Annotated in this window: 16 protein-coding genes and 1 pseudogene; 13 read left to right on the top strand and 4 right to left on the bottom strand. The window is 71.3% G+C overall.

Features of this window, described 5'->3' with window-relative positions; all coding sequences use genetic code 11:
• Window positions 1-5 precede the first annotated feature (5 nt).
• Window positions 6-1,055: a ketoacyl-ACP synthase III family protein gene (locus tag MQP27_RS28525; RefSeq protein ID WP_242768810.1), complete on the bottom strand. Its 1,050-nt coding sequence runs from the start codon at window positions 1,053-1,055 to the stop codon at window positions 6-8.
• Between the two features lie 223 nt (window positions 1,056-1,278).
• Between MQP27_RS28525 and MQP27_RS28520 the strand changes: the two genes are divergently transcribed.
• Genes MQP27_RS28520 through MQP27_RS28510 form a run of 3 tightly spaced genes read left to right on the top strand, consistent with a single transcriptional unit; the run spans window position 1,279 to window position 4,290 of the window.
• Window positions 1,279-2,232: an ATP-binding cassette domain-containing protein gene (locus MQP27_RS28520; RefSeq protein ID WP_242768809.1), complete on the top strand. Its 954-nt coding sequence runs from the start codon at window positions 1,279-1,281 to the stop codon at window positions 2,230-2,232.
• Window positions 2,229-3,044 carry an ABC transporter permease gene (locus tag MQP27_RS28515; RefSeq protein ID WP_242768808.1) on the top strand — a complete coding sequence of 272 codons (816 nt, stop codon included), beginning with the start codon at window positions 2,229-2,231 and terminating at the stop codon, window positions 3,042-3,044. Before MQP27_RS28520 ends, MQP27_RS28515 begins: the two co-directional genes overlap by 4 nt.
• Before the next feature lies 1 nt (window position 3,045).
• Entirely contained in the window at window positions 3,046-4,290 is a 1,245-nt protein-coding gene (locus tag MQP27_RS28510; protein WP_242768807.1) for a nucleotide disphospho-sugar-binding domain-containing protein, read from the top strand.
• Here MQP27_RS28510 and MQP27_RS28505 read toward each other — a convergent pair.
• Entirely contained in the window at window positions 4,235-7,579 is a 3,345-nt protein-coding gene (locus tag MQP27_RS28505) for an AfsR/SARP family transcriptional regulator (RefSeq protein WP_242768806.1), read from the bottom strand. The two genes, MQP27_RS28510 and MQP27_RS28505, sit on opposite strands and share 56 nt — an antisense overlap.
• A 1,113-nt stretch (window positions 7,580-8,692) precedes the next feature.
• Between MQP27_RS28505 and MQP27_RS28500 the strand changes: the two genes are divergently transcribed.
• The 7 genes from MQP27_RS28500 to MQP27_RS28470 all read left to right on the top strand — a co-directional run bounded on the left by MQP27_RS28500 (window position 8,693) and on the right by MQP27_RS28470 (window position 14,661).
• Complete coding sequence (locus tag MQP27_RS28500) at window positions 8,693-9,280, top strand: hypothetical protein (RefSeq protein ID WP_242768805.1); 588 nt, start codon at window positions 8,693-8,695, stop codon at window positions 9,278-9,280.
• 72 nt (window positions 9,281-9,352) lie between these two features.
• A complete protein-coding gene (locus MQP27_RS28495) occupies window positions 9,353-10,051 on the top strand; it encodes an alpha/beta fold hydrolase (RefSeq protein WP_242768804.1) in 699 nt (232 codons plus the stop codon).
• Complete coding sequence (locus MQP27_RS28490; protein WP_242768803.1) at window positions 10,048-10,206, top strand: hypothetical protein; 159 nt, start codon at window positions 10,048-10,050, stop codon at window positions 10,204-10,206. Before MQP27_RS28495 ends, MQP27_RS28490 begins: the two co-directional genes overlap by 4 nt.
• The gene (locus MQP27_RS28485; protein ID WP_242768802.1) at window positions 10,203-11,564 is read left to right on the top strand and encodes a carotenoid oxygenase family protein; all 1,362 of its coding nucleotides are present in this window, start codon (window positions 10,203-10,205) and stop codon (window positions 11,562-11,564) included. The genes MQP27_RS28490 and MQP27_RS28485 overlap by 4 nt, the downstream gene beginning before the upstream one ends.
• 140 nt (window positions 11,565-11,704) lie before the next feature.
• Window positions 11,705-12,643: an RNA polymerase sigma factor gene (locus tag MQP27_RS28480; protein WP_242768801.1), complete on the top strand. Its 939-nt coding sequence runs from the start codon at window positions 11,705-11,707 to the stop codon at window positions 12,641-12,643.
• Window positions 12,640-13,656 carry an RNA polymerase sigma factor gene (locus MQP27_RS28475; protein WP_242768800.1) on the top strand — a complete coding sequence of 339 codons (1,017 nt, stop codon included), beginning with the start codon at window positions 12,640-12,642 and terminating at the stop codon, window positions 13,654-13,656. Before MQP27_RS28480 ends, MQP27_RS28475 begins: the two co-directional genes overlap by 4 nt.
• Before the next feature lie 84 nt (window positions 13,657-13,740).
• Window positions 13,741-14,661 carry an alpha/beta fold hydrolase gene (locus MQP27_RS28470; RefSeq protein WP_242768799.1) on the top strand — a complete coding sequence of 307 codons (921 nt, stop codon included), beginning with the start codon at window positions 13,741-13,743 and terminating at the stop codon, window positions 14,659-14,661.
• Here the strand turns inward: MQP27_RS28470 and MQP27_RS28465 are convergent.
• Window positions 14,618-15,664: a LacI family DNA-binding transcriptional regulator gene (locus MQP27_RS28465; protein ID WP_242769377.1), complete on the bottom strand. Its 1,047-nt coding sequence runs from the start codon at window positions 15,662-15,664 to the stop codon at window positions 14,618-14,620. The genes MQP27_RS28470 and MQP27_RS28465 overlap by 44 nt on opposite strands.
• A 108-nt stretch (window positions 15,665-15,772) precedes the next feature.
• On the opposite strand from MQP27_RS28465, the gene MQP27_RS28460 reads away from it, so the two are divergent.
• From MQP27_RS28460 to MQP27_RS28450, 3 genes are all read left to right on the top strand, one after another.
• Window positions 15,773-16,951, top strand: coding sequence for a phytanoyl-CoA dioxygenase family protein (locus MQP27_RS28460; RefSeq protein WP_242768798.1), 1,179 nt, complete (start codon window positions 15,773-15,775; stop codon window positions 16,949-16,951).
• Between the two features lie 123 nt (window positions 16,952-17,074).
• Window positions 17,075-18,076, top strand: coding sequence for a Gfo/Idh/MocA family protein (locus tag MQP27_RS28455; protein ID WP_242768797.1), 1,002 nt, complete (start codon window positions 17,075-17,077; stop codon window positions 18,074-18,076).
• Entirely contained in the window at window positions 18,073-19,095 is a 1,023-nt protein-coding gene (locus MQP27_RS28450; RefSeq protein WP_242768796.1) for a Gfo/Idh/MocA family protein, read from the top strand. The genes MQP27_RS28455 and MQP27_RS28450 overlap by 4 nt, the downstream gene beginning before the upstream one ends.
• Window positions 19,096-19,168: 73 nt before the next feature.
• On the opposite strand, the pseudogene MQP27_RS28445 reads toward MQP27_RS28450, so the two are convergent.
• A pseudogene (locus MQP27_RS28445) lies at window positions 19,169-19,327 on the bottom strand (sugar ABC transporter ATP-binding protein); the annotation flags it as partial.

Raw genomic sequence — 19,327 nt, 5'->3', positions numbered from 1 at the left:
GGCTGTCAGTCGTCGGAGCCGTCGAGCCACCGCGGGCGTTCGAGGATCTCCACGACGGCGCTGCCGATGGTCATCCCCGGCCCCAGGCCGACGAGCAGCAGATGGTCGCCGGGGCCCAGTTCACCGGCGGTGAGCAGGTGGTCCCACGCGGCGATCTGGTCGGTGGGGCCGATGTGACCGACGCCGCGGCCAAACTCCCAGGTCGACTTCTCCAGGGGCAGGTCCAGCGGGTCGAGCAGCCACATCTGCAGGGGCTGGCGGGCGTAGTGGACGTAGGCGACCCGGGTGACGTCGGCGATGGTGATGCCGGCCTGGTCGAGGCTGCGGTCGACGAGTTCCAGCTGGACCTTGGCGGCCAGCACCATCGCCTCGAAACTGTCCGGGGTGTTCTCCTTGTAGGCCGTCGCGAGCTGCCGCATGTCGGGCACCGGGCGCAGCCGTACGTCGCCGGGGTACAGGGGCTCGTTGCCGCGGTACATGCCCTCCAGGTCGGGCACGCCGCCGTTGTTGACCGACAGCAGCCGCGCGAACCCGGGCCGCTTGGTGAGCGTCACGGCGCTGGCCCCGTCGCCGAGGATGACCCCGGGGACCGACCCCCAGCGGTCCAGTTCCGGCTGCGACCAGTTGTCGCCCGAGGTGAACAGGACGGTCTGCCGCTCCGGTTCGGCCCGCAGGTGCGAGACCGCCATCTCGAAGGCGGTCAGCCCGCCGAGGCAGCCCATGGACAGATGCCAGCAGGGACCGGTACCGCCGAAGGTACGGCGCTGGATGTACGGCGCCGGGTTCCAGCCCTCGGGCCCCTGCCACGAGGAACTGGCGTGCACCAGCAGCCCCACGTCCGACAGTTCGCTCTGCCGTCGCTCCTGCAGCTGCCGCACCGCGCGGACGGTCATCTCGGTCGGCGCGACGTCACTCCCGGCAACCCGGGCCCCGGTCAGGCCGGACTCCTCGAAGTCGACGGCGTCGTACAGACCGTCGCGCACCGCCTGTTCCGCGCTGTAGGGCTCGGGCAGCCATACGCCCAGAGCATCGATAAAGACGTCACCGACTCTCACGTTCCAGCCTCCCGGAGTACACCGTCGCCGTGTCGCGGTCAGCTTCGGGCGGGGAGCTGGAGTCCGGCTTGAACGTGGGTCCAGGGCAAGGGCGCGGCACGCGTCACCGACGTGTCAGGCCCGTGTCAGCGCGCGCTCCTACGGTTCGGTGGTGCCCGGGGTCTGCCCTGGATCCGGGGCCCGCCACGGCACGAGAACCCGCAATGACGAGGAGTCCGGTCCTGTGACATACGCGATTCAGGCGACAGGTCTGAGCAAACGCTACGGAGAAACGGTCGCCCTCCACTCCGTCGACCTCGAAGTCCCGGCGGGCACGGTCCTGGGGCTGCTCGGCCCGAACGGCGCGGGCAAGACCACCGCGGTCCGCATTCTCGCCACGCTGGCCGGACCGGACGGAGGTGAGGCCCGTGTGCTCGGCCACGACGTCGTCAAGGAGGCCGGCCGGGTACGCGAACTGATCGGTCTCACCGGCCAGTTCGCGGCGATCGACGAACTGCTCAGCGGCGTGGAGAACCTGATGTTCATCGGCCGGCTGCTCGGCCTGTCCCGCGCCGAGTCCCGGCGGGTCGCCGTCGACCTGCTCGAGCGGTTCGGTCTCGCGGAGGCGGCGGACCGCTCGGCCAAGACCTACTCCGGCGGTATGCGCAGACGGCTGGACCTCGCGGCCTGCCTGGTCGGCGCGCCGAAGGTGATCTTCCTGGACGAGCCCACCACCGGCCTCGACCCCAACGCCCGCGACCAGCTGTGGGAGATCATCCGCGGCGAGGTGGCCCGCGGCGTGACCATCCTGTTGACCACGCAGTACCTGGAGGAGGCCGACCAACTGGCCGACGACATCGTCGTCATCGACCGGGGCTCCGTCGTGGCTCAAGGCACGCCGCAGACGCTGAAGCAGGAGGTCGGGCGGCCCACGCTGCTGGTCCGCCCGGTGGACTCGGCGCGGCTGGACCGGGTCGCCGACATCGTCACCGAGGTGGCCGGCGAGCACACCCGCGACGAGCGGTTCGTCAAGACCCGGGTGAACGACACCGGAATCCTGCCCGCCGTCGTACGGCGCCTGGACGACGCGGGCATCGAGGTGGCCGAGCTGTCCATCAGGGAACCGAGCCTCGACGAGGTGTTCAAGCAGCTCACCACGGAGAACCCGGAATCCACGAAGAAGGTGACCACGCCATGACGACCGTCGCCCCCGCGGACGCGCCCGCTGACGCCCCCGCCGCGCGCCCCCGTCGCACCGGAGTCCTCCGGCAGAGCGGCACGGTCGCCTGGCGGCAGCTGGTGCAGATCAAGCACAGCCCGGAGACCCTGCTCGAAGTCGGCATCCAGCCCGTGATGTTCGTATTCATGTTCGCCTTCGTCCTGGCCGGCGCGATGGCCGGCTCGCGCCACGCCTATCTGCAGTTCGCGGTGCCCGGCCTCATCGTGCAGAGCACGGTGCTGATCACCGCGCGCACCGCCATCGGGCTGAACACCGATGTCACCAAGGGCCTGTTCGACCGGCTGCGCAGCCTGCCGATCTCCCGGACGGCGCCGCTGATAGGCCGGATCGCCGCGGACTTCGTGATGCTGTTGTGGTCGATCGCCCTGCTGCTCGGCTTCAGCATCCTGCTCAGCTTCCGGGTCACCACGCACTGGTACCAGCTGGCCCCGATGCTCCTGCTGGTCTGGGTCTTCTCCTTCTCGCTGTCCTGGGCCGCCATCCTGGCCGGACTGAAGGCGTCCTCACCGGAGAACGTCCAGGCGCTGGCCTTCGGGATCATGCTGCCGCTGACGTTCCTGAGCGACTCGTTCGTGGTGGCGAAGACCATGCCGGGCTGGCTGCAGGCGATCGTCAAGGTCAACCCGGTGACGATGCTGGCCGATTCCATCCGGGGCATGCTGGTGGGCGGTCCGGTGGCGGAGCCGGTGACCAAGACGCTGATCGCGTGCGCCGTACTGCTGGTGGCCTTCGTCCCGCTGACGCTGCGCGCCTACCACCGGGAGCGGTGACGTGCGGGTCCTGATCGTGGGGCTCGTGCCCACCCATGTGATGACGATGGTGCCGCTCGCCTGGGCTCTGCGGGCCGCCGGCCACGAGGTTCTGGTGAGCGCACCGGCACCGGTCGTCGAGCGGGCGGCGGGCGCGGGCGTCTCCGGCGCGGCGGTGAACCCGCCGCCGGGCCGGAAGCTGGGCCGCTCCGCGCCCCCGTCAGGCCCGGCGGCCACCGGGCAGGCCGGGGCGGGGCCCGACTGGGCACTCATGGAGGAACGCTGGCGGCAACGGGTCGACGGCGTCCTCGACGAGCACCTGGCCACCGCACGCGCCTGGCGGCCCGACCTGGTGCTGTGCGACCCGATCGAGTTCAGCGGCCTGATCGTGGCCGCCGCGCTCGGCGTCCCCGCCGTCGTGCACCGCTGGGGCCCGGACGAGGTCGGTTCGCGGACCGTTCCCCGGGCCGTCGCGGCCCTCGCCGAGACCGCGGCGCGCCACGGCGTCCCCGACGGTCCGGTCCACCCGGCGCTGATCCTCGACCCGTGCCCACCGAGCCTCCAGTGCGCGGACGCCGCCCCGGCCCAGCCCGTGCGGTACGTGCCCTTCAACGGCGCGGGCCCGCTGCCGAGTTGGGTAAAGCGGCTGGGCCCGGCGGCCCGGCGGGTGTGCGTGAGCTTCGGCAGCGACTCGCCCCTGCTGACCGCCCCGGGGGTGTGGGACGACCTGATGCACGGGCTCACATCCGTACCGGACCTGGAGGCTATCGTGACGGCCGCCCCCGGGGACGGCGTCACCGTGCCACCGGGCGTCCTTACCCCCGGCCCGGTACCGCTGGACCTCTTCCTCGGTTCCTGCACCGCCCTGATGCACCACGGCGGCGCCGGAACGGCCCTGACCGGGCTGGCCTTCGGCCTCCCCCAGCTCGTCCCCCTGCCGTCGGAACCGAACCCGACATGGACGGTCGTCGGCCGCCGGCTCACCGAGCGGGGCGCGGGCCTGATGCCCGACCTGCACGGACGGGGCGCACCGCAGCCCCCAGCCGGGGGCTACGACCCGAAGGCGGTCCGGACCGCCCTGGAGGAACTCCTGACCACCCCGAGTTACGGGGAGACGGCCCAGGAACTGGCCCAGGAGATACGAGAACAGCCAACCCCCACGGCCCTCGTCCCCCTCCTCACCGAACTGGCGGCGAACCCACCCGCCCCCGTCACCGGACCGGCGGCACCACCGGCCACCGCCCCGACTCCGCCAACAACCCACTGAGCCGGTCCCCCTCCACCGCCCGCACCGATGCGTACCCCTCCTCGCCGAGGGCACCCCGCACGGCGGCCTCGGTCCGTCGGACGTCCGGGTCCGCGGTGAACGGCTGGCCGCGTACGGACTCCGCGGTGCGCAGCAGGACCGCCGCGCGCTGGTGGCCGGACTGGGCCAGGGCGATGTCCGCGGCCAGGACCAGGACCCGCGCGGTCACCTGGGCCTCGCCGGTCCGTCCCGCCAGCTCGGACGCGGCCCGGAACGCCTCGACCGCGGCGGGCAGGCGGCCCTCGGCCACGGCGAGGTGTCCCTGGCTGATCAGCACCAGCGGTCGGTAGCCCACCCCCCGGCCGTGCGCGGTGACCTGGGCGAGCGCGCTCTCCAGCAGGTCCCGGGCCCGGGCCAGGTGCCCCTGCCGCCGGAGGATGTCGCCCAGCGCGTGCTGCGCCACGCCCACGGCCTCGCCCAGACCGAGCCGGGCGGCGTCCGCCGCGGCCTCCTCCAGGACGGTCTCGGCCTCGGCGTACTCACCGACGTACGCGCGTTCGCGCCCCAGCCGGACCATCAGGATGGGCCGGTCCTCCGCCACGCCCAGCTCGGTCATGGCCCGCAGCGCCTCCGTCAGGGCGCCGATCGCCCCGACGTGGTTACCGCGGGCGCTGTCGGAGTCGGCGATGCCGGAGAGGGTGTAGGCGAGACCGAGCCGCTCACCGACGCGTCGGAAGCCCCGCAGCGCTGTCTCGAACTCCTCGCGCGCGGCCTGCGGTTGGCCCGCGTTGGCCAGCAGGTGCGCGGCGAGCATGGGGGCGATGGCCCGCAGCCACGGGTCCCGGTGGTCGGCGAACTCCCGCAGCAGTTCCCGGATGACGTCGGGCGAGCCCATCGCCATGGACCCCAGCAGCCCCGCCACGACCAGGATCGGATGCTCGGCGGCCTGCCCCGTCTCCTCCAGCTCGTTGGCGAGGGCGAGTGCCTCGAACAGGTACGGCAGCCCCTCCGACTCCCCTTGCAGGGCCCCGCGTTGGAGCGCGGCGACCGTGCACAGCAGCGCCCGCGCGGCGGGCACACCGCTCGCGTCCAGCGCCAGCACCCGGTCCGTCCACTCCACCCCTTCCGCGCGCCGCCCGCTGAGCGCCCAGAACCACACCATGGACGCGACGAGCCGGATCGGGACCTCGGGCGGGGCGGCGTCGACCGACCAGCGCAGCGCCGCGTCGATGTCGTCGAGGCGCGCGCCGAGCAGGGCGAGCGCGGCGAGTTGGTCGTCCCGGCGCAGCCGTGGTTCGGTCTCTTCGACGATCTCCAGGATTACGTCGGCATGGCGCCCGCGCACCCGGTCCGCCTCCCCGGCCTCGACGAGCCGCTCGGCCGCGTAGAGCCGTACGGTCTCGGCCATCCGGACCCAGATCCGCTCGTCGCGCTCCTCCGTCTGCACGATGGACTTGTTGACGAGGGAGGCAAGGAGGAGGTCGGTATCGCCGGTGGTGAAGCCGCTGGCGGGCGCACCGCCGGGGTCACCCGTGGCGGCGGCACCCCGCACGCACACCCGCTCGACGAGCGCGAGATCGGCCCACCCTGCGAACACCGACAACCGCCGGGCAAGGGCACGCTCGTCGTCGTCGAGCAGCTCCCAGCTCCAGTCCATCACCGCCTGGAGGGTCCGCTGCTGCCGCCCGGCGGAACGCCGGTCACCGGACAACAGCCGGAAGCGGTCGTGCAGCCGGGCCTCGATCTGACCGGCGGTGAGGGACAGCAGCCGCGCGGCGGCCAGCTCGATCGCCAGCGGATTCCCGTCCAGCGCCCGGCAGATCGCCACCACGGGCGCCACCGTGCGCTCGTCGAGCACGAACTCGGGCCGCACCGCCGTACCCCGGTCGACGAACAGCCGTACGGCGGGACTGGCACCGGCGTCCGCGGCGTCCGAGCGCGGCGGCAGGGCGAGCCCGGCCAGCGCGTGCAGCCGCTCCCCGCCCACCCCCAGGGACTGCCGCCCGGCGGCGAGGATCCGCAGCCGCGGACAGCGGGTCAGCAGTACGTCGGCGCTCTCGGCGACGGCCGCGACGACGTGCTCGCAGTTGTCCAGGACGAGCAGGGCGGGTTGGTCGGAGATCAGGTTGAGCAGCCGGTCCACGATGTCCGCCCGGGTGGCTTCGAGCCCGGTCGCGGTGAGCAGACCGCCCTCACCCGCACCGGTGGCGTCGAGGATGGCCCGGGGCACGTTCACTGGATCGGCGACGGCCCCCAGCTCGACCAGCCACACCCGCCCCTCACCCCGTTCGACGACCCGCCGGGCGACTTCGACGGCGACCCGTGTCTTGCCGACACCACCGGGCCCAACGAGGGTCACCAGCCGGGTACGGGTGAGGAGTTCCTCGATCGTACGAAGGTCGTCGTCACGCCCGAGGAGAGCGGTGAGGGGGGAGGGGAGGTGGGGTGATCGGACGGAGGATGGGGCGGAGGGCGAGGCGGGGGACGAGGCCGGGAGGACCGCAGGGCCGTCCGGGACGACGGAGGAGGCACCCGCAGCGGTCCCCGAAGACGTGGCAGACGTACCCGAAGGCCCCCCTTCTCCCCGCAACAACTCCAAGTAGGCGTCGTGTAGTTCGGCCGAGGGGTCGATGCCGAGCTCTTCGGCGAACGCGGCGCGGGCGTCCCTGTACACGGCGAGCGCGTCGCTCTGCCGCCCCGCGGCCCGCAGGGCGCTCATCAGCTGGATGCGCGGCTTCTCGCGCAGCGGCTGCTCGGAGACCAGCCCCATCAGTTCGGCCACGAGTTCGGCACCGTGCCCGAGCGCGATGTCGGCGTCGACGCGGTCCTCCAGGGCACGGCGGCGCAGCTCTTCGAGCCGTACGGCGTGGGCGCGCAGGAAGGGCAGGTCGAGCAGCCCGGCCAACGCGGGCCCCCGCCACAACCCCAGGGCGGTGCGCAGCAGTTCGGCCCGCCGGACGTGGTCACCGCGGGCGGAGTCGGCGGTGGCGAGCAGCGAGTGGAACCGCAGGGCGTCGACCTCGGCGCGGTCGACGACGAGGCGGTAGCCGGTGGGCCCGGCTTCGACGACGATCCCGGGCACGGTCCGCCGTAGCCGGGACACGAGCGCTTGGAGGGCGTTGTCGGGAGCGGCGGGCGGCTGGTCGTCCCACACCGCTTCCACCAGGTCCGTCCGGGCCACTTCCCGCCCGGCGGCCAGGGCGAGCATCGCGACGAGGGCTCGCAGCCGGGTCCCCTTGACGTTCACGCCGACGCCGTCGACGGCCAGCCGTAACGGCCCGAGGACCCCGATCGTGATACCAGCCGCCATGGCCGCCATTGTGCCGCACGCCCCTCGCCCGACCGCACGGCCACCTGCCCCGCCGGCCGCTGCAACTGCTCGGCGATCACCTCGCCCTCGAAATCAACGAGGAACGCCGGTTGCCGATCCACTCAACGCCCGGCCGGCCATACCCGACCACCCGTCAGAACGTGCGTCACGCATGCGCCGCGTGCGTCAGACATGCGTCAGGACATCGCAGGTAACGGCCCACGGCGCACACAACGCACGCTCGATAAAGCGGCAGGTCAGGAGCCATTTCCAACAGGCTCTATACAGCTCACCTCCAACGCGGAACCAAGCAGAATATCCGCCATTGGCCGGTCACCGAAGTCGGTGAATCCACGGACTATTGGCAATCCACCACACCCAGCAAGAGCAGCGCAACGCCGCCCGGGCATTGGGCCTGTCGAGACCGAGGAGCTACGACCTCGTTCACCGCGGACAATTCCGATGCCGCGTGCTCCCGACAGGCCGCACCGCCCGCGTCATCACCGCCTCGCTCCTCCGCGTACTCGAAAGCGGCGAGCCGGCGGGGCGTCGTCGTATCAGGTCCACGTCTACGCATGACGCCGGAGCGAGCCGACGGAGATTCATGTGTCACGAGCTATCACAGACGTATCACCCACCCCGTGGACGGTTTCACGAAGCAGGGCCCCGACCTGCACATATTTGCTCGCCCAGGACTGGCTGGACACAGCTCACGCACCAAGATCCGGACCAGGTGCGGACCAACTTGGCTCAGCGACAGACGATTCCACTCTTTGCCCCAGGTCGGAGGCGACGGAGCGCGTGTACTACCAGCAGACGAAGAACCTGCTGGTGTCGTACTCGCCGAAGAAGCTGGGCTTCTTCCAGAGCCTGAAGCCGGTTGCCTGGAGGCTTGTCGCGCTCCAGGCAACCCTCGCACGACAACACCTGGTCGGACCTGGCGTGGCCCCTTAGCTCGCGCGGCCCGACGGCAGCGGCGGAATGTGACGAGCGCCACACGTCGGACTTCGAACTTCGGCGCGCGCCCTGCATCTAGTCGGCGTCATGTCACCGAGCGGCTTCGGAGCAACACCCCTCCGCGGCCGTCCGTCTCATTTCACCGAGGAACATGTAATGGGCATTGTGGGTTATATGCGGGGCTTCGTCCCCTGGATCGTCGCCGGCGTCATCTCGTCCTTCGACTGGCGCTGGGGCGCGCTGGCGGGTCTGGTCTCGGCGGTGCTGCTCCTGGCGCAGGACCTCCGTCGCGGGGTCGGCCTCGACGCTCTGATCCTGGAGATCAGCACGATCGCGTACTTCGTCGTGTTCGGCGCCATCTCCGTCGCCCGGCCGGACTCGTCGCTCAAGGAGCACACCGACGTCATCTCCTTCGTCTGGCTGGGCGCCACCGCCTGGGGTTCCATGGCGGTCCGCCGCCCCTTCACCCTCGGCATCGCCAAGCGCCAGACACCGCGCGAGTACTGGGACATGCCGGAATTCGTCCAGGTCAACAACCACATCACCGCCGCCTGGGGCGCCGGCTTCACCTTCATCGCCGTGAGCCTCGCCGTCGCGGGCGCGGTGGACGCCCCGGCCTGGATCGGGATCACCGCCCATGTCATCGGACTCGTCGGCCCCGCGATCTTCACCAAGGTCCACCCCGAACGGGCCCAGGCACGGCTGCTGGCCCAGCAGGGGTCGGTCACGGCCGTTCCCCGCTAGGCCGTCACTCCCCGAAGTCCTCGAAGGTCCCGAAGTCCACAGACTCCACGAAGTCCACGAAGGAGCAGGCACATGAGCACTGTCCCGGAAGCAAAGAACGTCGTACTCGTCCACGGCGGATTCGTCGACGGATCGGGCTGGAAGGGGGTCTACGACCTCCTGCGCGCGGACGGCTACGCCGTGAGCATCGTCCAGAACCCCACGATCTCCCTCCAAGGCGACGCCGCCACCGCCAAGCAGGTGCTCGACGCCCAGGACGGACCGACCGTACTGGTCGGGCACTCCTACGGCGGCGCGGTGATCTCCGAAGCGGGCAACCACGAGAACGTGAGCGCACTCGTGTACGTCGCGGCGTTCGCGCCCGACAAGGGCGAGTCCGTGAACACCCTCATCGCCGACCCGCCGCCCGGCGCCCCCGTGCCGCCGATCCTGCCTCCGCAGGACGGGTTCCTCTTCCTGGACCGGGAGAAGTTCGCCGCGTCCTTCGCCGGGGACCTGCCCGCCGACGAGGCGCGCTTCCTGGCCGACTCCCAGGTGCCCTGGGGCCTGGACGCCTTGGGCGGGACGGTCGGACAGCCCGCCTGGCGCACGAAGCCGAGCTTCTACCTGGTCGCCACCGACGACCGTATGATCCCGCCCCCGGCCCAGCGGGCCATGGCCGAGCGGGCCGGCGCGACGGTGACCGAGACCGGCGGCAGCCACGCCGTGTACGTGTCCAGGCCCGCCGAGGTCGCGGCGCTCATCAAGAAGGCGGCGGGAGCCACCGTATGAAAGCCCTCCACGGGCGGCTGCGCGCCCTGGTCGCCATGGGCGCCGCGGCCGACCCAGGCGGCCGGGGCGACGCGATGATCTGCCACCCGGGCATCGTCACCGACACGATCGAGGACGCCGCCCGCACCACGGCGGGGCAAAGGACAGCACAATGACCGACCAGACAACCCTTCCCCTCTATCTCCGGGGCCGCTTCGCCCCGGTCCCCGAGGAGTACGACACCGCCGATCTCACCGTACGGGGCTCCCTGCCGCCCGATCTGGACGGCCGCTATCTGCGCAACGGCCCCAACCCCCTGCCCGGCGAGGACAAGGGGCACTGGTTCACCGGCCCGGGCATGCTGCACGGCATCCGGCTGCGCGGCGGACGCGCCGAGTGGTACCGCAACCGGTGGATCCGCACACGGGAGTTGGAGGGGCACCCCTTCGTCCGCCGGGACGGCTCCGTCGACCTGGCCGCGACGCCCGCCAACACCCATGTGATCCGGCACGCGGACACCGTGCTGGCTCTGTGCGAGGTCGGCCTCCCCTACTGGGTCACTCCGGAGCTGGAGACCGTCGGCCCGTACGACTTCGGCGGGCGGCTGCGCACCGCGATGACCGCCCACCCCAAGGAGGACCCGGTCACCGGCGAACTGCACCTGTTCGGGACCGGGTTCGCCCCGCCGTATCTCACCTACCACCGGGTCACCGCGGAGGGAGAACTGCTCGACAGCCGGCCCATCGACGTGCCGGGCCCGACGATGATGCACGACTTCGCCATCACCGAGCACCACATCGTCTGGATGGACCTGCCCGTCGTCTTCGACCCGAGCCTCGCCGGGCGCGGCGGCATGCCCTACCAGTGGGACGAGGGGTACGGCGCCCGGCTCGGCGTCATGTCCCGCACGCCCGGCAGCACCGACGTGCGGTGGTACGACATCGATCCCTGCTACGTCTTCCACGTGGGCAACGCCCACGAGGACGCGCAGGGGCGCATCGTGCTCGACGCGGTGCGCTACGACCCCGTCGGCTTCCAGCACGCCTGGGGGGACATCGGCGGCCCCACGGGCCTCGGCGGCCTGGCCGTCGTGCCCGAACCGGGTCATTCCCAGGCACCCTCCGTCCTGCACCGCTGGACCCTGGACCCGGCCACCGGACGTGTCGCCGAGTCCGAACTGGACGACCGCGCGGCGGAGTTCCCCACGCACAACGAGACACTCACCGGGCGCCCCAACCGCTACCTGTACACCGTCTCCGGTGACGGCATCGTCAAGCACGACCTGACCCGTCACACCGGTCAGATCCACGAAACGCCCGGCAGCCGCTTCGCGGGCGAGGCGGTCTTCGTACCGGCGGCGGACGGCACCGGCGAGGACGAGGGCTGGCTGCTGTCGCTCATCTCGAACGACGACGGCGAGGCCGGTGAACTGCTCGTTCTCGACGCCGCGGAGCTCTCCGTCCAAGCGGTGGTGGAACTCCCCCACCCCGTCCCCGCCGGCTTCCACGGAAGCTGGCTTCCGGAACGGCCATGACCACGGCATAGTTCATCACCAGCACGTCCAGGGGCTCCGGCCGAAGCGGGCCGGAGCCCCTCCCCCACAGCAGACGGTTCATGATCCATCGCCAGACATCGCCATACACCGCCAGACATCGCCACGGAGGCGTTCAGTTCATGGTGCCCCCCAGCCCTCCCACGGACGAGGAACTCACCATCAGGGCCCAGGCCGGCGAGACCGGAGCCCTCGGCCTGCTGCTGGCCCGCCACCAGGCGCCGATGCGCGCCGTCGCGATGAGCCTGCTCGGTTACGGCCCCGACGCTGAGGACGCGGTGCAGGACGCCGCGCTGACCGCGCTGCGCCGCATCGGCGACGTACGGGACCCGGCGGCCGTAGGGGCGTGGCTGCGGGCGGTCGTACGCAACTCCTCCCGTATGCGTCTGCGCGCCGCCAAGGAGACTCCGGGCCTGGACGGCCTCGACCAACTGCGGCTCAGTGACCACGAGCCGTCACGGCCGGAGCAGGTCATCGAACAGCACGCGATGCGTGACTGGATCTGGGACGCGATGGAGGAACTGCCGCAGCAGCTACGGCTGGTGCTGATGCTGCGCCACTTCAGCGGCATCACCTCCTACCAGGAGATCGCCGACGCCTGCGAGGTGCCGGTCGGCACGGTGCGCAGCCGGCTCAGCCAGGCCCGGGAGAAACTGGCCAAGGTTCTGCTGACGACCGCCACCGAGGCCCATGACGACGTCTCCCGTCTCACCGAGAACAGCCGCCAGGAGGCCGAGGTCACGCTGGAGGGCGCCATGCGCGGCCAACAGCCCAAGGAGATCCTGGAGTTGTGGCCCAAGGAGACCGAACTGGTCGGCGTGCTCAGCACCCCCGGAGAACGCTGCCACCCCTTCCCGGCCATGCGCCGGACCCGGGACAAGGGCGTCACCCAGCATCTGCGCCATGTGGTGGCCAGCCGGGACATCACCATCTGGGAAATGGAAGCCGTCAACCCGGCCGGCATCTCGAACCCCTGCCCGCAGAACCTCGCCTGGCTCATGTTCCGCCGCGCAGGACGAGTCCAAAGGCTCCGGGTGGTCTTCCCCGGGCCGGCGCAATGAGCCGAGGAAGGCCGGGACACCCGGCAGGGTCTCGCGCGAGTGGTCACCTGCGGGACCCGGCCGAGGCCGAACGCGTCGAGGACGCGGTGCTGGTGCGTGCCGCCCAGGCCGGTGAGGTCACCGCCCTGGGTCTGCTGCTTGAGCGGCATCGTGCCGGCATGCGCGCCGTGGCGCTGAGCATCCTGGGGCCGGGTGCCGATGCCGACGACGTGATGCAGGACGCGGCCCTGACCGCACTGCGCCGGATCGGCGACGTCCGCGATCCCGGGGCCGTCGGCGCATGGCTGAGGATGATCGTGCGCAACGCCGGCCGCTCCCTGCTGCGGGACACGCTCGCCACCCGGCCGGTGGACGACCTGCACCTGCCTTCCCTGGATGGCGCTCCGGAGCAGTGGCTGGAGCGGAACGCGCTGCGGGACTGGATCTGGGCGGCTCTGGAGGAGCTCTCCCCCACATTGCGCATGCCTTTGGTGCTGCGCCACTTCACCACCGGAGTCACCTCGTACGAGCAGATAGCCGGCGCGTGCGGGATCCCGGTCGGTACCGTCCGCAGCCGGCTCAGCCAGGGCCGGGCCAAGCTCGCCGCCTCCCTCGCCGCCACGACGGACGCTGCGCACGGGGATGTCGAGCGGCGCGTCCGGGCCAGCCGGATCGAGGCCCGTGAGACGCTGTCCGCCGCCGAGAGCGGGCACTTCGGAAAGCTGCTGGCGGAGCGCTGGTCTCCCGAGATCGGCCTCCTGAGGGGAAACGACCGGGTGGGGGGCCGGGACCTTCTCGTGCGCTCCATGGACGGCGACATCGAGGCCGGTGTGCGCCAGCGCCTTGTCCATGCCGTGGCCGGACGGTCCCTGGTCGTCTGGGAGATGGACATCCTCAACCCGGCCGACGACCCCGAGCACTGCCCGCCCACCGTGGCCTGGCTCATGTCCCTGGACGGTGCCGGCCGGGTGCACCGGCTGCGACTGTTCCATCCACGGCCGGTGCAGGCCATCAACCTGCTCCCGGTCATGTGACAGGCGCCACACGAACGAAGTCGAACTCTGTCTCCCGTCCCGCGTCTTGTCGGCGTCATCGCCCCCGCCGGATACGGAGTCCCCATGGCCGCCTCCACCACCGACCCTCTGACGGCCGGTACGCACACGGTCGACATCGACGGAATCACGCAGCGGTATCACGTCCACGGCACGGGCCCGGTGTGCGTCGCGCATTCCGGCGGACCCGGCATTTCCTGGGAGTACCTGCGCATGCCCGCCCTGGAGCGGCATCTCACGGTCGTCTACCCCGAGCCCGTCGGCACGGGAGGCTCCGGCCGCCTCCCCTCCCACCCCCACGGCTACACCCGCCCCCGCTACAGTCGCTTCCTCGGCGGCCTGATCGACCATCTCGGTGTTCCCGAGGTGCATCTGCTGGGCCATTCCCACGGCGGCTTCGTCGTCCAGTACCACGCTCTGCACCGGCCCGAAAAGGTCGCCGGGGTGATCCTCTACGACAGCGCGCCGCTCACCGGCCCCGAACACGTCGCCGAAGCCGTGCGGCTGTTCCAGCAGTTCGCCGCGCGCCATGCCGACCACCCCGAACTCCCCGCGGTCCTGGCGGCGTTCGAGGCCATGCCCGCCATCTCCGACGACACACAGATGACGGCCGTGGTCAAGGGGCTGCTGCCCGCCTACTTCGCCGACTACTGGGGCCGGGAGAAGGAGTTCGCGTCGTTGCGCGCCACCGTGAGCGCCACGCACATATCGGCGCTGGACGAGAACCTCGTCCCGCAGGGCTTCGACGACAGCACGGACCTGGGCTCGCTCACCGCGCCGACCCTGGTCGTCGTCGGCCGCCACGACTTCATCTGCGGGGTCGGGTGGGCAGAGGAGCTGCACAGGCTGATCCCGCGAAGCGAACTACTCATCATGGAGAACAGCGGGCACTTCGGCCACATCGAGGAGCCGGAGGAATTCGCCCGCGCCGTCGCAGGATTCGTCATCCCGTGTACGGCGCCGGGGAGACGTCCGGCGGCAGGTTGAACGGCGTGACGACCTGGATCGCCGACGGCAGGGTCGGGCCGTCGTCGGGCAGCGCCTTGTGTGCCCGCATGACGGTCTGGCAGGCCCGGCGTACGTCCTGGCGCAGGTCGTGGTGGAGCACCGCGGAGAGCCTTCTTTCGCGCAACAGGCGCGTGTTGTCGTGGTCGAGGTCATGCGCGACGAAGACGGCACAGGGCCGGTTCAGGGCGCGGAAGGCGTCCAGGGTGGCGAGGTTGCCGCCGCCCATCGAGTAGACCGCGACGATGTCCTCGTCACTCCTGAGGGCCTGGAGCACCAGCTCGTGCTGGGTGGCGTCCAGTCCGTCGCTGTCGGTGACCTCCACCAGGGGACGCCGGGAGTCGGCGAGGCGCATCGCACTGCGGAAGCCCATCTCGCGCTCCTCCTCGCCGCGGAAGGAGCCCCGGCTCATCGTGGTGAGCACACTGCCGGGCCGGTCGCCGAGCCACTGCTGAAGGAGGTAGGCGGCGGTGGCGCCGGCAGCGCGGTTGTCGATGCCGACGTAGGCCAGCCGTGCGCTGTGGGGCAGGTCGGTGACCAGGGTGACGACGGGAATGCCGGCCGCGGTCAGCCGGCCGACGGCGGCCCCGATCTCCGGCAGGTCGGGAGCCTTGAGGATCACTCCCTGCGTACCACGCTTGGCGATCTTGTCCAGGGTGCCGACCAGTTCCTCGGACGGGCAGGTCTCACGGAAGTGGAAGCGGGAGCGGACCACGGCGGGGTGCAGGGAGGGAAGCTCGGCCTCCAGCGCCTCGCGCACGGCGGTGGAGAACCGCTCCGGTGTCTGCATCACGATGTCGATCATGAAGGTGCGGCCCGCGATCCGGACCTGGGTCTGCTGGCGGTCCAGATCCTTGATGGCCTCGTGCACCTCCCGGACGGTGCTCTCGCGCACATTGCCCCGGTCGTTGAGCACACGGTCGACCGTGGCCGTGCTCAGTCCGGCCTGACGGGCGATTTCCCTGATCGGATAGGGGTGACGCATGACGGATCCCAAGGGGCGATGATGGATATTTGATGCACTGCTGAGGATTGAATGATGGGTTCGGGTTCTCAAGACTGGCAGAAAAGCAAGAACTGCGAAAGGACCCGGATGCCCTCCACAGCCGTGGAACAGCGGACCTGGCTGACCGAAGCCGACTGCGACCTCGCCGCCCTGCGCTCACTCGTGGAGCAGAAGACGGACGCCGAGGACTATCCCGTGGCCGAGGGCGTGGAACAGAACGTGCTGCTCTACGACAGCGAACGGCTCCGCAAGCTCGCCGCCACCGCCGCCGACCGACGGGAGGTGCAGGGCGAGCTGATCCGGGCGCTGATGGACGGACCCGGCATCGTGGTCCTCAAGGGTGCGTTCGCCGACGAGGCCGTCGTGGACCGGGCGTCCGCCGCCTTCGACGCGCTGATCGAGGAGGAGCGGGCGAGTGATGGCGCCCGCGGGGACCACTTCGCCGCCCCGGGTGACAACGACCGGGTGTGGAACGCGCTGGACAAGATGGCGGTGCGCGTGCCGGAGGTCTTCGCCGACTACTACGCCAACGACATGGTGGAGCTGATCACCGAAGCCTGGCTGGGCCCCGCCTACCAGGTGACCTCGCAGGTCAACGTGGTCAACCCCGGCGGGGCGGCGCAGACCGTGCACCGCGACTACCACCTCGGCTTCCTCACCCAGGAGCGCGCCGCCGCCTACCCGGCGCACGTGCACCGCCTCTCCCCCGCGCTGACCCTGCAGGGTGCGGTGGCCCACTGCGACATGCCGGTCGAGTCCGGCCCGACCCTGTACCTGCCGCACTCACAGAAGTACGAGCCCGGCTATCTCGCCTGGCGGCTCCCGCGGTTCGTCGAGTACTTCGACGCCCACCACGTCCAGCTCCCCCTGGAGAAGGGCGATGCGGTCTTCTTCAACCCCGCGCTCTTCCACGCCGCCGGACACAACCGCTCTGCCGGAATCCGCCGTATGGCCAACCTGCTGCAGATCTCCTCCGCCTTCGGCCGCGCCATGGAGACGGTGGACCGTACGGCGATGGCGAGCGCCCTGTTCCCGGTGCTGCTGCGCCGCAAGGCCGAGGGCGTCTCGCGGGACTGGCTGCGCCGCGTGGTCGCCGCCACCGCCGAGGGCTACCCCTTCCCCACCAACCTGGACCTCGACCCGCCGGTCGACGGTCTCGCCCCGCCCTCCCAGGCGGACACCCTCTGGCAGGCCGTCACGGAGGGCTGGACTCCCGGGCGACTGCGCGACGAACTGCGGGCGAGCGCCGAGCGCCGCCTGAGCTGAAAGGACGACTTCCTCCTCTCCGACCGCAGCGGTGTCATCACCGGCTCGGTCGTCGACCACGACGAGAACCTCCTCGGCGGCCAGGACTGAGCCGCCCTGTCGGGCTGAAGGAGCACGATTTTCATGCGTATAGGCATCATGGGGCTGGGCCGGATCGGCGCGTTCCATGCGGCGACCCTCTCCGGGCTCGACGCGGTGGACTCCCTGGTGGTCACCGATCCGGTGGCCGCTGCCACCACCTCGGTCGCCGAGCGGTTCGGGGCCAAGGCCGTGGACTCTCCCGAGGCGGTGTTCGCCGCGGGCGTGGACGGTGTCGTGATCGCCGCCGCGACCGACGCGCACCCGGAGCTGATCCTCGCCGCGGTCAAGGCGGGCGTCCCGGTCTTCTGCGAGAAGCCCGTCGCCCGCACCGTCGAGGAGAGCCTGGAGCTGCTGCGGGCGGTGGAAGGCAGCGGTGTCGAGGTGCAGATCGGCTACAACCGTCGCTTCGACGCGGGCTGTGTGGCCGCGCGCCGGGCCGTGCTGAGCGGTGAGCTCGGCAAGCTGCACACCGTACGGTCGACCACCTTGGACCCCGCGCCGCCGCCGGCCGCCTACATCGCCGTCTCGGGCGGCATCTTCCGCGACTGCAGCGTGCACGACTTCGACATCGTGCGCTGGGTGACGGGACGCGAGGTGGTCGAGGTGTACGCGACCGGCGGCAACCGGGGCGCCGACCACATCCGTGAAGCCGGTGACGTCGACACCGCGTCCTCGCTGCTCACCCTTGACGACGGCACCATCGCCGTCATCTCCAACTCCCGGCACAACGCCCGCGGTCACGACGTACGCCTGGAACTGCACGGCATGAAGGACAGCATCGCCGTCGGCCTGGAGGACGGGCTGCCGCTGCGCTCCGTAGAGCCGGGAGCCACGTTCCCCGCAGGCACCCCGCACGACTTCTTCATGGACCGCTTCGCCGACGCCTACCGAGCCGAACTCACCGCCTTCACCGAGGTCGTCGCCGGCTCCGCCCCCTCCCCCTGCACTGTGGCGGACGGCATCGAAGCCAGCCGGATCGCCGACGCGTGCACGCTGTCGCTGCACGAGCACCGGCCCGTACGACTCGACGAGGTGCGCAAGTGACGACGTACGAACCCCTGCGGATCGGCGTGCTGGGCGCGGCCCGGATCGCCGAACTCTCCATCGTGAAGCCGGCCCGGACGTGCGGCCACCGCCTCGTCGCGGTGGCGGCGCGCGACCGCGACCGCGCCGAGGCGTTCGCCGCCGCGCACGGTGTCGAGCGGGTGGCCGACTCCTACGCCGACCTGATCGCCGACCCCGAGGTCGAGGTCGTCTACAACCCGTTGGCCAACAGCCTGCACGGGCCGTGGAACCTGGCCGCCCTCGCCGCCGGCAAGCACGTCCTCACGGAGAAGCCGTCCGCGAGCAACACCGAGGAGGCGACCGAGGTCTCCGAGGCCGTCGCCAAGGCCGGCACCGTGTTCATGGAGGGCTTCCACTACCTGTTCCACCCGGTCACCCGGCGCCTGCACGAGCTGCTCGACAGCGGGGAGCTGGGCGAACTCCGGCACATCGAGGCCATGGTCGCCATGCCCGCACCGCCGGACGACGACCTGCGGTGGTCGTTCCCGCTGGCCGGCGGCGCGCTCATGGACCTCGGGTGTTACAGCCTGCACGCGCTGCGGATGCTGGCGCCCTGGGCCGGCGGCGCACCCCGGCTCGTCGCCGCGCGCGGCGGGGAGAAGGCCGGGGCGGCGGGCGTCGACGAGTGGCTGTACGCCGACCTGGAGTTCCCGGGCGGGGTCACCGGCAGCGCCAACTGCCATATGGCGTACGACAAGTGGCAGATGAGCTGCCGCGTCGTGGGCACCCGTGGTGAGGCCACCGCGATGAACTTCGTGCAGCCGCACCTGGACGACCGGGTGGTGGTCCGCACGGCCGCCGGCGAGCGCACCGAGGAACTCGGCCGCCGGTCGTCGTACACCTTCCAGCTGGAGGCCTTCGCGGCCCACCTGCGGGAGGACGCGCCCCTGGCTCTCGACGCGGACGACGCGCTGACCACCATGCGGCTCATCGACGACTGCTACCGCGCGGCCGGGTTCCCGGTCCGGCCGCGGACGGTGCTTCCGGCCACCGGCTGAGCGCACACAGAGGGGGAGGGCGGCACCGGTCCGGTGCCGCCCTCCCCCTCTGTGTGCCGCCTACATGTGAGGGTCAGTTGGGCTGAGGGACGCCGACCTGAAGCTCGTCCTCTTCGGGGAGCTCCTCGACATCGACGCCGCGGACCTGGGCCAACTCGTGCTTGAGGGCCGCGAGTTCGGCGCCGCCGGCCATGTGGTTGGTCAGCTCCTCCAGCGTGATCTCGCTGCGGGG

Source organism: Streptomyces cylindrosporus (assembly GCF_022698165.1).
GTDB lineage: Bacteria > Actinomycetota > Actinomycetes > Streptomycetales > Streptomycetaceae > Streptomyces > Streptomyces cylindrosporus.
This window is presented reverse-complemented; position numbering and strand designations above follow the sequence as displayed.

Excerpts from the sequence above, each read along its gene's own strand:
- MQP27_RS28515 (WP_242768808.1), top strand. The coding sequence starts at position 2,229 with ATGACGACCGTCGCCCCCGCGGACGCGCCCGCTGACGCCCCCGCCGCG.
- MQP27_RS28505 (WP_242768806.1), bottom strand. The coding sequence starts at position 7,579 with ATGGCGGCTGGTATCACGATCGGGGTCCTCGGGCCGTTACGGCTGGCC.
- MQP27_RS28500 (WP_242768805.1), top strand. The coding sequence starts at position 8,693 with ATGGGCATTGTGGGTTATATGCGGGGCTTCGTCCCCTGGATCGTCGCC.
- MQP27_RS28495 (WP_242768804.1), top strand. The coding sequence starts at position 9,353 with ATGAGCACTGTCCCGGAAGCAAAGAACGTCGTACTCGTCCACGGCGGA.
- MQP27_RS28490 (WP_242768803.1), top strand. The coding sequence starts at position 10,048 with ATGAAAGCCCTCCACGGGCGGCTGCGCGCCCTGGTCGCCATGGGCGCC.
- MQP27_RS28485 (WP_242768802.1), top strand. The coding sequence starts at position 10,203 with ATGACCGACCAGACAACCCTTCCCCTCTATCTCCGGGGCCGCTTCGCC.
- MQP27_RS28480 (WP_242768801.1), top strand. The coding sequence starts at position 11,705 with ATGGTGCCCCCCAGCCCTCCCACGGACGAGGAACTCACCATCAGGGCC.
- MQP27_RS28475 (WP_242768800.1), top strand. The coding sequence starts at position 12,640 with ATGAGCCGAGGAAGGCCGGGACACCCGGCAGGGTCTCGCGCGAGTGGT.
- MQP27_RS28470 (WP_242768799.1), top strand. The coding sequence starts at position 13,741 with ATGGCCGCCTCCACCACCGACCCTCTGACGGCCGGTACGCACACGGTC.
- MQP27_RS28465 (WP_242769377.1), bottom strand. The coding sequence starts at position 15,664 with ATGCGTCACCCCTATCCGATCAGGGAAATCGCCCGTCAGGCCGGACTG.
- MQP27_RS28460 (WP_242768798.1), top strand. The coding sequence starts at position 15,773 with ATGCCCTCCACAGCCGTGGAACAGCGGACCTGGCTGACCGAAGCCGAC.
- MQP27_RS28455 (WP_242768797.1), top strand. The coding sequence starts at position 17,075 with ATGCGTATAGGCATCATGGGGCTGGGCCGGATCGGCGCGTTCCATGCG.